The following is an 11,874-nucleotide window of genomic DNA, read 5'->3' on the forward strand; positions in this document are numbered from 1 at the left end:
TTGGTAATTCGGATGTTTGACAGGATACTCAAAACAGCTGCAGTATCAGCTACGGGGAGTTTCATCCGGGTCGCGAGAAGAATATACGGAATGCTCATCATCATTACCACCCGAAGCACACCGTGCTGCCATGTCTGATTTGAGCCGGGTGATAGCCATGCCCGCCGCACGAACTCTGTCTTCACTCTCAGAAGAACTTACTATTGCATCAAGCTTCTCAAGCAGGCCTTCAAAAGTAACACTGCCTTTTTCTTCGAAAGATGCCAGAGATGCTTCTCCCGTGATAATGTCACGGAGCATTTCGTCTTTAGTGTTTTTCATTACAACTCTCTGAATAAGTTTTGCCCGCTGGCTGAAAACCTGTTCAGCCACTCTGCCGCAAAGTCCCTTTCAGAAGGTTCCAGCCAGTTTCAGAACAAAAGCCTCAACAGTTCCTGTAGATGCTCTTCTTGCTGAGGGGAAGATGCATTACTCATTCGTACAATAAGTTGTTTGCATATCGCCTTACGGTTAAGGGAGCGACCCGCCCTGAGAATTTCGACTACAACCGCACCCAGCGTTTCCTGCTGTGAGGGCAATGATGCGCGGCTAAAGTATGACGAGACATCCTGACTCACGCCGGTTACAGGCAGTTTATATTGCATAAGGGTTCCTATTGTACAGGTTTTACGCTGAGCGTATAGGGCTAACTTATACAATAAAACAATTACTGTACAGGTTTATTTTAACATTAATTATCAGACTTTGAACTATCTGCAACAGTACTCATTAGCACGAGAATTTTTCCTTAATGAGATAAACTGTAATACACAGCTGACTTTGACCTGCCCCCGATGTCGAAAGAGTAAGGGCCGCTCAATGCAAAGACTGGTGTCCTGATCCCGTCGATTAACACACTGCGATGTTAATAATGTCTGCTTCTGGCACAGAGCAGCCAGTCAGATTAGATCCAACATTGTGCCATAACCCGTCAGGTCAAATCAGCAGAGGTAAGATCGCCCTTGCATGGCAGCCACGGGCAACCGCCACCATCCGACGGAAAAGCCGGTAAGCGTGTTGCAGCCGCTTATCGAGGCCTTCACCAGGCCCGTTTGCCGGCTCAGGTTCGACCTGCTTCGCCGCGGACCAGTGCGGGCGGCGCTGGATTGGAATCGAACTGCTGGAGCATTACCACGCCGCCGGCCTTAAGCGCATCGGCGAACTGCGCGCCGCCCGGGCCGCCTGATTTACCCCTATAACCAGAAACAGGGACAGCACCATGACAGACCAGACCCTGAATACAGAACTCACTCAGCTCACCGACGACGTGAACGACCTGGAGGTATCACTTTACGAGTTTCACCTGCGGCTGCGGGACATGGCAAAGCGAAACCTTTACCGCGGCGCCTCGCCGGCGCGGAAAATGGCGGGGATTCTGATTGAGGACATTGATTTACAGCTCCTTGACCTTTACCGGCGTGCCGCCCTGATGCGCAGTCACCTGAATTAAGATGCCGGAGTGGTCATTAAGTGACCACTCCTTTTCAGTTCGCTGGTACTGCCGCCGCGGCGCTTTTGTCCACAGGGTTCCGGCCGGTTTATGCACCGGGCTGTGGACAACAGGGGATGAGGAGGTTGCTTCGCGCCGCTTTATTCCGCCATCCGGCGGGACAGGGCAGAAAACCCGGTCCGTGCGGCCTGCGGCCGGTGCCGTGCCTTCACTTTAGCCCGACTGCTGCGTGATCAAGAGATCGCTTCGCTCGCCTCCTCCCCCGTTCGCACTCCCTCCGCCGCGCTTACTCCCGTCGCGCTTCCGCTCAATATTCGCGTCAGCGCCGTGCGTAATCACGGCTCCGCTCGCTTGCGCTGCGGCCTCGTCGTCGCTCCTGATCACTCCGCTTTTCGTCGGGCTGTCATTCAGGCACGGCACAGGCCGTAACGGTAACCCCCCAACCACTGACAGGGAGAACTCCATGAACCTGATTATCCGTGACGTCCTGACGGGCCTTGATGCCGACCTGCTGAAATGCCGGAATCACCAGGAGGCGGCGTTTATCGCCTCACTGTACGACGGCGGGCGCGACACCGCCGAGGAGGAGCGGCTTTACTGGCAGGGCCGCGAGAAAGCGGCCCTGAGAGAGCCAGCGGAAATTGACGTTCACCGCTTTCATGACGCGCTGGGCGTGGCGTATCCGCTGAACTGGTCATGCAGTGAAGACGGGGAGTGTGAAACGTTCATGCTGGCCGAGTTTTACTGCGGACAGGTGACCGACATTTACGCCCGTACCGGCGCACGTTACTTCCGGCTGCGGGATTATTGCAGCCTTGACCACGCGCAGATCATGACGCGCGTTAAGGAGGCCTTTGACCTGAGTCAGAAATGAAAAAAGCAGGCCTGAGCCTGCTCTGTCCACGCCGGATGTGTACCCCGCAAAAAGTCGCATCCGGCATCGTAAAACCTACATGGAGAGATAAACCATGCAATTTGACCCGCAAATCGTGTCACACGCGCAGGCATTTGTAAATGCCCGCCGTAACGGGAAACGCGCCCGCGTTCCGGCTATGCAGGTGAGGCAATGGCCGTTCTTTATTGCCCTGGTTAACGCGGGCCTCGGCCTCGCGTGATGTAAATCCGGCCGCCTCCCTGCGGGGCGGCCGTTTAAGGAGTGGTTTATGTCACAGTTAGATTTTGCCGATTTTTTTAACCAGGCTGAAGACCCCGCGCCCGTGCCGGTTGCCGTTCCCGTAGCGGCGGCCGCCTGCGAGCCGTCACCCGCGCACCGCATGATGAGTATCGAGACGGCGCGTAAACAGTTCGTCAGCGTGTTCAGGCACACGGCCCGACACCTGCGTCGCTGGGACGTGTTCAGCGACTTCATTACGCTGGCGGCCAGTGAACTCGACCTCGCCACGATCCGCGCACCGGAAAGCATGGCGCGCTGCCGCAAAATCTGCGAGCGCTACAGGCCGGAGGACATCAGCGACCTTCACCGGCTTTTCGGCCTGATGGTGAGCGCGCTGGAAGCGAAGTTTCATGACTTTCTGGGGGCCATTTTCATGGAGCTGGAGCTGGGCGACGGCAGGCAGGGGCAGTATTTCACGCCGTACTCCGTACAGTCGCTGATGGCGCGGATGCTCATGCCTGGCGTACAGGAAGCCGTGAAGCGTGAAGGGCTGTTTACGCTGTCAGAGCCGACCTGCGGCGCGGGCGGCATGGTGGTTGCGGTGGCCGAATGCATGCTTGAGGCGGGGCTGAACCCCTCGGAGCAGATGTTTGCCAGTTGTATTGATATTGATCCGGTGGCGGCGGATATGGCGTTTATTCAGCTTTCGCTGCTGGGTATTCCCGCCGAAGTCATCACCGGCAACACGCTGACGTTGAAGTTCAGCCGCGTGCGTTACACACCGGTCTATTACGCCAGTGACTTCGGGGAACGTCTGAAAACGCAACGCAGAATTAAAGCGATGATGGATTTCATGCGTTCGCTGTCTGACGGACAGGTAAACGCAGGCCCGTAACCGCCTCAGTCGGACCACCCCCTGCGGGCGGTTGTTCATCGTCGCCCGCAGGGGGCGAAAGAAACAGCGGGTAAAGTGTTTCCTTATGCGAAACGCTTTGGTATAATGTTTCGTGACGGGAAACAAGGGGATGGAGCATGATCAAAAGCTGGAAGCACAAAGGGTTACAGAAGCTCTATGAAAAAGGCGACACGAGCGGCGTTCAGGCAAAGGATGCTGAACGTATCCGGCTGCGCCTGCTGGCCATCGATGAGGCCGGTTCGACGGATGAGTTCAGCCGCTATCCCGGTTTTCGTTTCCATCCGCTCAAAGGTGATCGCAAAAACCTGTATGCCATTACGGTGCGGGCCAACTGGCGCATCACCTTCGAGTTTACCGACGGCAACGCTTACATTCTCAACCTGGAGGACTATCACTGATGGCGATGCACAATCCCCCGCATCCTGGTGGCTTCATTACGGAGTACCTGGAAGACAATAACGTGAGCCTGCGTAAAATGGCGAAAGACCTGGGCGTCTCTCCGGCGGCGCTGAGCAAGGTGGCGTCCGGCAAGGCGGCCGTCAGTCCCGAAATGGCGGTACGGCTGGAGGCGGGGTTAGGCATTGCCGCGCGTCTCTGGCTGGCGATGCAGGCCGCTTTCGACCTGCACAAGGCGCGGGAAAATACTGATGTGTCGGGCGTCATGCTGCGCCCCGGCCTGGCCCCCTTCTCAGAAGACGCGCAGACCGGTAAGGACGCATAAGACGCCTGACCGGAACGCCGCCGTAACCCTGCCACCCACGGCAGGGATGTTCCCCGCCTGCACCGCCGCATCACCCCCGCGCCCCTGCGGGGCAGGGCAGAGGCGGTGCTGACGCACCGCGCCTCCCCCGTCGCGTTCTGTTCAGCCTCCCACTGATGACCGTTATTCCCCTGCTGTCTTTGTGCCGGTGCCGGTTGGGCTGGCCAGTATGTGGTTGCTGCCTTTACTGAATTAACATCAACAGCCACAGCCGGGACATGGCCCCCTCCGGCTCCTGCCCTGGCGGGCAGTCGTCAGCCCCACTCCGACCGGCGGCGATAAAGCTGCCGCCCGTCTCCGCCGAACCGCAAAGGGCCGCGTTTCGGGCCTCCCGGCTAAGGTCTGATGGCTGAGGTCAACGGCTGCAACCGGCTGGCGCCGGTGCGTTCACCGGGCGCGGGCGCCCTTTAAGGCCGTCACGCCGTTCCGTCGTGCCGCAGGTGTTCATGCTCATGTTATCCCGTGCGGCTGTTCTGTTCCGGTGGTTCAGCGCGGAGGGCTGACAGTCGCACAGTCCGTCGCCCTCCCACTCCGGTACGCTTCGCCGTTCCTCACCCGTTCGCACTCGCCATAAACCCGGCTCGCTTGCGCTGCGGCTTCCGGTGACGCCTCCGTTCCGGTCGCCAGCCGGTGCCACTTTGCCCTTCGCCGCGATGAACTCACCGAAACATGGATAACAGCAACCGACAGAGGAGAACCAGCATGAACACACACAACGTCAAGACCGCCGCTTCTGAATCTACCGAAACATGGGTGAAACAAAAATTCGACGTGCTTCTGCTCCTGCGTGCAGACCGTCTGCTCACCCTGGCGCAACTGGAAGGCAATCTGATGATGTACCGCGCCCTGGCCGCGCTGGATGCGTTCGGTCCGGATCACCTTGATGACCTGTTATCTGATGTCCGGTGACCAGGACAGCTTTCACCAGCCCGCCGTTGTGGAGTTTGTGAAAAACCGGTCCCGCTGGGACCAGGACTACCGCGTGATCAGCGAGGGCCAGTGATGAAGCGTTCTCCTACATACATTATTTCCTGTGATCGTCTTCATTCGTCCTGTACCGGACAGGGGCGGGGCCGGGTTGTCTGGCAGACCCGCCATGCGCCAGCAGGCATGGCGTCGTCGAAAGCGATGCTGCTTCAGGCCGGGCTGTATCAGGTAAATCAGCCCGGCAGTCATCCGTATGCCCCACTCTCTGAGGCTTACGAGAAGTGTCATACCAGAACGGGAAAGCGCTTCTGGCTGTACGCCGCCGTAAGTGCGCTGATGACAAAATTTCAGGTGAGGGAGGAGAGACAACATGGCAAATAAATGGCTCGATCAGCTCGCGGGGATTCTGGAAAGCGGCCGTCAGGTGAGCGGTGCGAAAGAGGCCTCGGCGCTGCTGCAGCAGAATTTCAGCTATCCCTCGCTCAGCAGTCTGCTGCCCTGGCGCATGTACGACGGGCAGAGCGACCTGTACATCAACGGCCGGTCCGTCGGGTTTATGCTGGAGCTGTCACCGCTTATCGGCGCAAACCAGCAGGTAGTGCAGGGTCTCGACGCGTTGCTGCGCGAAAAGCTGCCCCGCAAAACGCCACTGACCGTGATGATGGTGGCCAGCAAGTGTGTGGGCGGAATGCTCCAGCAGGCGCTCAGCACCGACATGTGGAAGGGGCCGATGGCACCGCGGCTGAATGCCATTACGCGGGCGTACTGGGAGCGGGCTGCGCTAAAAGGCTTCACAAACAAGCGTGATTATCCGCTGTATCTGCGCAACTACCGCGTTTTTCTGGTCTACGCCCAGTCTGGTCGGGGCGGCATCAGTGGCATGGATGAGGTGAGCCGGGTGCGCGACAGCGTGACCATGGCCCTGAAAGGGGCCTATATGGACTGCCGCCGTATCCAGCCCGGCGAGTTTCTGTCGGTAATGCGCGAGCAGCTGAACTACCGCCCCGGCCAGGTCACGGCCAGCGACAGTTACTGGAACCCGGACCAGGAGCTTCACCGCCAGGCGGTGCACCCCAGCACGGAGCTTGAGGTGTATCCCGGCTATCCGGTGGTGAAGCTCAGCCTGAAGTACCGCGAACAGAAGAAGTACCACCCTGCGCTCATCGAGCGCGACTTCCGGGACAACCTGAGTCCCGAGCTGGAAAACATCATCAGGCACAACGAGCGGGAGGCGGCCGGTCTGGGGCTGCGTTTTCCGGCCGGTGAGGGCGGTACTGAGGGGGCAACTGACTCTTTCCGGTCTGCCGGAACAGTTGCAGTGACTGAAGCCGGTTCCTCAACGCCGGTGCAAACAGCACCAACGCCTGTACGCAGTGAATCAACAGCACAAGACGCCAAAAGTATCACTACTCAGCCAGTGTTTGGCCTTCAGGCACCCGAACCGCTGCCGGATAACGTCCGGGCTTTTCCCGGCCGTGAGACAGTCGTTTCAGCTGCCGGACCTGATGCCGCACGTGCCGTAGTTCGTCCGCAGGCTGCAGCAGCGGCAGAAAAAGTGCCGCCTGCTCCGGAAGCAAAGCCTGCCGTCACGCCCTTCACACCTAATCAACCGGTCAGAACGACCAGTGCGCTCGACATTCTGGCCCGCCGGACGAGCCGGCCTGCCGCTACCGACGATTCTGCGGCGTCTGAGGAGGGGGCCCAGGGGGAAGCGCCTGAGCTGGGCATGGTGGCGGAAAAAGATGATGCAGGTCAGCTCATCGTGCAGACGGCAGGATACAGAAAAGGCGGAAATGACAGCCGGGAGGATGCCTATGCCGACCAGTACCGGCAGGCAAACTACCGCATGGCTGAAGATGAAAAAAACATCCTGCGCCACCGTGAAGATTACGAGGCCTGGCAGGAAATGGGCGACCATCATGACCACGGAGATTATGAGCGATGATGACCGTTGCGCCGGTGGCGTCGGCCGCCGATGCTGCCAGTTACTACAGCAGCAAAGATAACTACTATTTTCTCGATGACCTGGAAAGTCAGTGGCTGGGTGAGGGCGCGCGCGAGCTGGGCCTGGAAGGCCAGGTTGACCTGCAGACGTTTACGGACGTGCTGCACGGCAAGCTCCCCAACGGAACGGAGCTGGGCAAAGAGGTGCAGGGCGCGCACGTCCACCGTCCGGGACATGACCTGACGTTTTCCGCCCCTAAAAGCATCTCCATGCTGATACTGGCCGGAGGCGACAAACGCCTGCTGGAGGCACACCACGAGGCGGTGAAAGAGGCGCTGGGGGTGATTGAAAACCTGATAAGCGTGCGCAACACCCGAGACGGCATTACCCGCATCGAACCGACCGGCAAGATGGTGGCCGCGCTGTTCACGCATGACACCTCGCGCAACCTCGATCCGCAGATTCACACCCACGCCGTTGTGGTGAACGTCACCGAACATGAAGGCAAATGGAAAGCCCTGTCCACCGACTACATCCACGGAACCGGGTTCATTGAGACGATTTACAAACACCAGGTGAAGTTTGGCCAGCTTTACCGCAGTTCTCTGAAGGGAAAAACCGAAGCGCTGGGTTATGAAACGGAGCTGACCGGCGGACCGCATGGCCTCTGGGAGGTTAAAGGCTTTACCGAAACCGTACTGGAAGAGTTCTCTTCACGCCACAGAGAAATTCATGGCAGCGTGGGGGAAGATGCCAGCCTGAAAAGCCGTGATGTGGCCGCGCTCGACACGCGCCAGCGTAAACAGTCGCTTGACCGCTACGGTGAAGGTGACACCCTGCCTGGAAAGAGTCCGGAAGAGGTCAGGCGGCACGTGCCGGGCGGGGTTTCACCGGAGCGTGAGGGGAAGGCGAAAGGCGGGGAGCCGCAGCCGGAATCCGGACCGGCAGAGGTGGCCAGCGGCAAAAACGCGGAAACCCCGGTTAAGACCCGCGCGCCCGATTCCACCGATAGGCATCCGGACGTTCAGCAGAAAGCCGGTCCGGACTCAGTTTCCGCCGGTAAGGCTGCACCGGAACAGACTGTCACTTCTGAGAAGACGGTCACCGCAGCGCCGGACAGAGCGGAGCCGGTCGATACAGGACAGGTATTGCGGGACATATCTTCCCCTGTCAATGAGCCGATTGTTAAACCCGAAACAGAAAGGGGCCGCAGTCGCCTGCAGGCGCGCTGGCAGCGCCAGATGGACGAACTGGGCTTTGACATTAAGCAGGTCATCAGTGACGCCCGGGCGCGTGAGGAATTGCAGTCCGCGCCTGAAGCTCCCCTGCGCACCGATGCCACGGAGGCCGTCCGGGAAGCCATTTCCGTGCTGAGCGACAGCCAGACCCGCTTTACGTATGGCGATCTGCTGGTAACGGCCTTCAGCGCAGGACAGCACGAAGAGAAAATCCCCGATCTGAAACGCGCGCTTGATAAGGTGATCAGCAATGGCGAACTGGTGCCGCTGGATGCGGACAGCGAAGCGGTGATGCAGCAGGCCATAAAAAAAGCTGCAGGCAATTAAAAACTAATAATCCGGATCGTCTGCTTTTCGCTTACCAGTTATCCTCCATAGAACGTCCGCTTTGTGCCAGAAGCGGACCTTCAGGCAACAATGTCATCGTTGCATAATGAAACAGATGATGAATAGTATTTTTTTACGTAAGTTAAATGCTGATTCCAGAGACAAATAAGGCTGTAAGCTTGGGCAGATTTAAGGGTAAACGGATACTAATTACTGGAGGCACGAGTGGCATGGGGCTGGCAGGCGCTCAGCGTATTGTCACGGAAGGTGGCCATGTAGTCATAACCGGTCTTAATGAAGAAGGACTGGAGCGTGCACGCAGTCTGCTTCCTGCAGCTTCGCTTATTCTGAAAAGCGATGCTGCAAGCGAAGCTGATATACATGGGCTTGGTGAGGCTATTAAAGACTGGGGTTCACTTGATGGATTATGGCTAAATGGCGGTTATGCTGAAGTAGGCTCCCCGAAATCTGTAACGGCAGATTCTTTTAATAGTATGATGAACGTTAATGTGCGAGGCCCGATGCTACAGCAGGCAGCCCTGTCCGAATCGCTCAATTCAGGCGCGTCCATTTTGGTAACTTCTTCCTCCTCTGTCTATGAAGGTGCGGCGATGACAAGTCTGTATGCAGCGACGAAAGGTGCCATTATCGCTATGGTCAAAAGCTGGGCATCAGCGCTGGCTGAACGCGGTATCCGCGCTAACACATTGGTGCCTGGTCCGATTGAAACCAACTTCAGGCACTTTATGCCAGAAGAGTCACGTCAGCAGTTTGAAGATTTTGTGGTAAGCCAGGTTCTTTAGGCCGAGCCGGAACAGCAGAAGAGGCCGCTGCAGTTGCACTTTTCCTGCTGTCCGATGACGCATCCTATGTTACCGGCAGCCAGTATGCTGTAGATGGTGGGCTGGTTCATTACTGAAGTTTTTTAAGGAGAGTAAATTCATATGCGCATTCCGGATTACCCTTCACAAGATTCCGATAAATGGGCTCAGGTAGATGCCTGGTTTTCTGAAAAGCTAGCCCCTGAAGATTCAGATTTAAAATACGCTCTCGCTAATAACTCAGCTCAAGGTTTGCCGACACATGACGTATCCTCTTTGCAGGGAAAAATGCTGGCTATTTTCATGCAAATGTCACGTGCCGTTCGTGTTCTTGAAATAGGCACACTTGGGGGGTATAGCACCATATGGATGGCCAAAGCTCTTCCACCCCATGGAAGCATAACGACAATTGAATTCAACGACCATCATGCAGAAGTGGCCAGTCAGAACATCAATAAAGCGGGGCTGGCTGAGCGCGTCACGTTGCACAGGGGAGCTGCGCTTGAGGTCTTACCCACGCTTGATGCGCCTTTTGACCTGATTTTTATCGATGCCGATAAAGTGAATAACCCCCACTACCTTGAATGGGCTATCAGATTGTCGAAACCAGGCACTGTTATCGTAGCAGATAACACCGTGCGCGGTGGCAATGTCATCGAATCTGGTAGTGAAGATCCGAACGTTATAGGCCTGCGAAAATTTGTAGAAATGATTTCTGAGGATGAGCGCCTTGAAGCGACGGCAGTTCAGACTGTTGGTGAAAAGGGATGGGATGGTTTCGTTCTAGCTATCGTTAAAACCCAATGATGCTATTTATCATTCAGGAAAACGCACTTATCTCCAGTGTTTATTAACAATTTCTGAATGATAAACACAAAACATTCAATTCCTCACAAAGCGAACATTGTTTATTGCACATGTCCGCTTTGTGCCAGAAGCGGACATTGTAATAAATGATAAGGTTTGAAACGCCAGAGTATTTATTGAATCTTACAGCGACTCAACCACCTCAAATTCTTCTGTGATTAGTTCCATATCGTCAGAAAAATGTCCTACACTCGAGAAAAACCTCTTATGCTCTTGCTGCCAGTATTCAAGACTTAAATCGCCTTCACCTTCTTTGCGGGCAAACTCCTCAGTAACATCACAATAACGAACCAGTTTCATTGAAACCAGTCTGGTTACGCAGACCGGGACGTTCTCTCCATCAAGGATGATGTTATAGCTACCAATTTTCGGGGCAGGCTCTTCCTGCTGGTAAGATATAAGAGAGCAGCAGGAGGCCGTTTTGATCCCTTTTTTAATCAGGTCAGCCAGATTGCTTGCCAGCTCTGGGCTGTCACCAAACTGCCAGGCAACTGCTCCTGGATACTTTGCTTTTAATACCTCAACTGTAGCCATTAACAGCCCTTTTATCGTCTATGAAAAATGTCATAAAGAGTTTTAACATATACTTTCCGGGCATTTAAAGAGATGCTATCACTCGGGTGCAGGGGCTCTCATTTGGCTCATAGCTGAAACCGGTCTGTTCGTAAGTCCGCTCAGTGCCAGAAGCGGACTTTCATCGTGTTTACGTTGTTAAATTGAGCAACCTGAATTACTGCCTGATGTCCCAGTCCGAGGGTGAGAAACATACCTGACTGACTTTCAGAGATACGGTTTTTTCACCGACCCTGTAGTCTATCAACCGGCAATGCCGTACTTTCCCTGCACGCCCTCTCTTAAGGCCAGTCAGATGACATTTCAGCCAGGCCCGGCTTCTGAACATGGCGGCACCCAGACTCCATCGCCGTGCAGCTTCCTTTTTATCCATCACCATTTCCATCACCATTAAAAGTCTGGTGCAGCGGCAAGTAAGCGATTCAGGATTGCCTGTAGCTGCGTGATTACCGGCCTTGCGAGCTGAGACAGATTATGGTGAAACGCATACTCTTCACTGATAAATTCAGTATCCAGCGAATGCCACTCCTCTCTGAGTTGTGCAATCTCCTCCCGACTAAGCCTGCTCGCCGAGGCCGCGAAAGACATCAAGCTCCTGATTGAGCAGGCCGTTGCCCGGGAGGAAAGCGGCGTGGAGGTCGCTACGGGAACAGGCCAGAGCATCCTGAAGATAATTAGCATGGTCGTGAACTGGCTGAGTCCATGGACTTCCTCGCCCAAGCCTCGTCGGAGCAGATGCAGGGGATTTCGCAGGTCAGCGTGACCGTGAGCCAGATGGACGGCGTGACGCAGAACAACGCGGCGCTGGTTGAGTAGTCATCCTCGGCCTCCCGTTCACTCTCAGAGCAGGCGCACCCCTACGGGGTGTGGTGGAGGCGTTTCGCGTCTGAAATGAAT

At 56.1% G+C, this 11,874-nt stretch carries 15 protein-coding genes and 4 pseudogenes; 15 read left to right on the top strand and 4 right to left on the bottom strand.

Annotated features, from left to right (window positions below; translation table 11 throughout):
• Positions 1–45 precede the first annotated feature (45 nt).
• Positions 46–321 carry a hypothetical protein gene (locus ACPXSQ_RS21255; protein ID WP_264418569.1) on the bottom strand — a complete coding sequence of 92 codons (276 nt, stop codon included), beginning with the start codon at positions 319–321 and terminating at the stop codon, positions 46–48.
• Between the two features lie 89 nt (positions 322–410).
• The gene (gene ycgZ / locus ACPXSQ_RS21260) at positions 411–644 is read right to left on the bottom strand and encodes a regulatory protein YcgZ (protein WP_254877252.1); all 234 of its coding nucleotides are present in this window, start codon (positions 642–644) and stop codon (positions 411–413) included.
• Between the two features lie 370 nt (positions 645–1,014).
• On the opposite strand from ycgZ, the pseudogene ACPXSQ_RS21265 reads away from it, so the two are divergent.
• From ACPXSQ_RS21265 to ACPXSQ_RS21330, 14 genes and pseudogenes are all read left to right on the top strand, one after another.
• Positions 1,015–1,225 (top strand): annotated as a pseudogene (locus tag ACPXSQ_RS21265) (DNA methyltransferase); the annotation flags it as partial.
• Between the two features lie 33 nt (positions 1,226–1,258).
• The gene (locus tag ACPXSQ_RS21270; RefSeq protein ID WP_105088010.1) at positions 1,259–1,489 is read left to right on the top strand and encodes a hypothetical protein; all 231 of its coding nucleotides are present in this window, start codon (positions 1,259–1,261) and stop codon (positions 1,487–1,489) included.
• 544 nt (positions 1,490–2,033) lie between these two features.
• Positions 2,034–2,363, top strand: a complete 330-nt coding sequence (locus ACPXSQ_RS21275; RefSeq protein WP_105088908.1) for a hypothetical protein — start codon at positions 2,034–2,036, stop codon at positions 2,361–2,363.
• 94 nt (positions 2,364–2,457) lie between these two features.
• Positions 2,458–2,604, top strand: coding sequence for a hypothetical protein (locus tag ACPXSQ_RS21280; protein ID WP_019106772.1), 147 nt, complete (start codon positions 2,458–2,460; stop codon positions 2,602–2,604).
• A 48-nt stretch (positions 2,605–2,652) separates the two neighbouring features.
• On the top strand, positions 2,653–3,498 hold the full coding sequence (locus ACPXSQ_RS21285; protein WP_426144361.1) for an N-6 DNA methylase: 846 nt from the start codon (positions 2,653–2,655) through the stop codon (positions 3,496–3,498).
• A 137-nt stretch (positions 3,499–3,635) separates the two neighbouring features.
• Positions 3,636–3,917 carry a type II toxin-antitoxin system RelE/ParE family toxin gene (locus tag ACPXSQ_RS21290; RefSeq protein WP_019104686.1) on the top strand — a complete coding sequence of 94 codons (282 nt, stop codon included), beginning with the start codon at positions 3,636–3,638 and terminating at the stop codon, positions 3,915–3,917.
• Positions 3,851–4,240, top strand: coding sequence for a HigA family addiction module antitoxin (locus tag ACPXSQ_RS21295; protein WP_072209206.1), 390 nt, complete (start codon positions 3,851–3,853; stop codon positions 4,238–4,240). Before ACPXSQ_RS21290 ends, ACPXSQ_RS21295 begins: the two co-directional genes overlap by 67 nt.
• 741 nt (positions 4,241–4,981) lie before the next feature.
• Positions 4,982–5,188, top strand: coding sequence for a hypothetical protein (locus ACPXSQ_RS21300; protein WP_426144362.1), 207 nt, complete (start codon positions 4,982–4,984; stop codon positions 5,186–5,188).
• Positions 5,187–5,282: pseudogene (locus ACPXSQ_RS21305) on the top strand (type IV conjugative transfer system lipoprotein TraV); the annotation flags it as partial. The gene ACPXSQ_RS21300 and the pseudogene ACPXSQ_RS21305, both read left to right, overlap by 2 nt.
• The gene (locus tag ACPXSQ_RS21310; protein WP_264239150.1) at positions 5,282–5,587 is read left to right on the top strand and encodes a hypothetical protein; all 306 of its coding nucleotides are present in this window, start codon (positions 5,282–5,284) and stop codon (positions 5,585–5,587) included. The pseudogene ACPXSQ_RS21305 and the gene ACPXSQ_RS21310, both read left to right, overlap by 1 nt.
• Positions 5,577–7,151, top strand: a complete 1,575-nt coding sequence (locus ACPXSQ_RS21315) for a TraC family protein (RefSeq protein WP_426144363.1) — start codon at positions 5,577–5,579, stop codon at positions 7,149–7,151. The genes ACPXSQ_RS21310 and ACPXSQ_RS21315 overlap by 11 nt, the downstream gene beginning before the upstream one ends.
• A complete protein-coding gene (mobF, locus tag ACPXSQ_RS21320) occupies positions 7,148–8,716 on the top strand; it encodes a MobF family relaxase (RefSeq protein ID WP_426144364.1) in 1,569 nt (522 codons plus the stop codon). The genes ACPXSQ_RS21315 and mobF overlap by 4 nt, the downstream gene beginning before the upstream one ends.
• 179 nt (positions 8,717–8,895) lie before the next feature.
• Positions 8,896–9,635: pseudogene (locus tag ACPXSQ_RS21325) on the top strand (SDR family oxidoreductase).
• Between the two features lie 25 nt (positions 9,636–9,660).
• Positions 9,661–10,344, top strand: a complete 684-nt coding sequence (locus ACPXSQ_RS21330) for an O-methyltransferase (RefSeq protein WP_210523967.1) — start codon at positions 9,661–9,663, stop codon at positions 10,342–10,344.
• 183 nt (positions 10,345–10,527) lie between these two features.
• Here the strand turns inward: ACPXSQ_RS21330 and ACPXSQ_RS21335 are convergent, their stop codons facing one another.
• Both ACPXSQ_RS21335 and ACPXSQ_RS21340 read right to left on the bottom strand, forming a co-directional pair.
• Positions 10,528–10,938: an ASCH domain-containing protein gene (locus tag ACPXSQ_RS21335; RefSeq protein ID WP_015701119.1), complete on the bottom strand. Its 411-nt coding sequence runs from the start codon at positions 10,936–10,938 to the stop codon at positions 10,528–10,530.
• Between the two features lie 429 nt (positions 10,939–11,367).
• Positions 11,368–11,565, bottom strand: coding sequence for a hypothetical protein (locus ACPXSQ_RS21340; protein ID WP_041456256.1), 198 nt, complete (start codon positions 11,563–11,565; stop codon positions 11,368–11,370).
• On the opposite strand from ACPXSQ_RS21340, the pseudogene ACPXSQ_RS21345 reads away from it, so the two are divergent.
• A pseudogene (locus ACPXSQ_RS21345) lies at positions 11,546–11,867 on the top strand (methyl-accepting chemotaxis protein); the annotation flags it as partial. The gene ACPXSQ_RS21340 and the pseudogene ACPXSQ_RS21345 overlap by 20 nt on opposite strands.
• Positions 11,868–11,874: the final 7 nt, after the last annotated feature.

It is taken from the genome of Pantoea sp. EEL5 (genome assembly GCF_049892805.1).
Classification (GTDB): domain Bacteria; phylum Pseudomonadota; class Gammaproteobacteria; order Enterobacterales; family Enterobacteriaceae; genus Pantoea; species Pantoea ananatis.

Excerpts from the sequence above, each read along its gene's own strand:
- ACPXSQ_RS21255 (WP_264418569.1), bottom strand. The coding sequence starts at position 321 with ATGAAAAACACTAAAGACGAAATGCTCCGTGACATTATCACGGGAGAA.
- ycgZ (WP_254877252.1), bottom strand. The coding sequence starts at position 644 with ATGCAATATAAACTGCCTGTAACCGGCGTGAGTCAGGATGTCTCGTCA.
- ACPXSQ_RS21270 (WP_105088010.1), top strand. The coding sequence starts at position 1,259 with ATGACAGACCAGACCCTGAATACAGAACTCACTCAGCTCACCGACGAC.
- ACPXSQ_RS21280 (WP_019106772.1), top strand. The coding sequence starts at position 2,458 with ATGCAATTTGACCCGCAAATCGTGTCACACGCGCAGGCATTTGTAAAT.
- ACPXSQ_RS21285 (WP_426144361.1), top strand. The coding sequence starts at position 2,653 with ATGTCACAGTTAGATTTTGCCGATTTTTTTAACCAGGCTGAAGACCCC.
- ACPXSQ_RS21290 (WP_019104686.1), top strand. The coding sequence starts at position 3,636 with ATGATCAAAAGCTGGAAGCACAAAGGGTTACAGAAGCTCTATGAAAAA.
- ACPXSQ_RS21300 (WP_426144362.1), top strand. The coding sequence starts at position 4,982 with ATGAACACACACAACGTCAAGACCGCCGCTTCTGAATCTACCGAAACA.
- ACPXSQ_RS21310 (WP_264239150.1), top strand. The coding sequence starts at position 5,282 with ATGAAGCGTTCTCCTACATACATTATTTCCTGTGATCGTCTTCATTCG.
- ACPXSQ_RS21315 (WP_426144363.1), top strand. The coding sequence starts at position 5,577 with ATGGCAAATAAATGGCTCGATCAGCTCGCGGGGATTCTGGAAAGCGGC.
- mobF (WP_426144364.1), top strand. The coding sequence starts at position 7,148 with ATGATGACCGTTGCGCCGGTGGCGTCGGCCGCCGATGCTGCCAGTTAC.
- ACPXSQ_RS21330 (WP_210523967.1), top strand. The coding sequence starts at position 9,661 with ATGCGCATTCCGGATTACCCTTCACAAGATTCCGATAAATGGGCTCAG.
- ACPXSQ_RS21335 (WP_015701119.1), bottom strand. The coding sequence starts at position 10,938 with ATGGCTACAGTTGAGGTATTAAAAGCAAAGTATCCAGGAGCAGTTGCC.
- ACPXSQ_RS21340 (WP_041456256.1), bottom strand. The coding sequence starts at position 11,565 with ATGTCTTTCGCGGCCTCGGCGAGCAGGCTTAGTCGGGAGGAGATTGCA.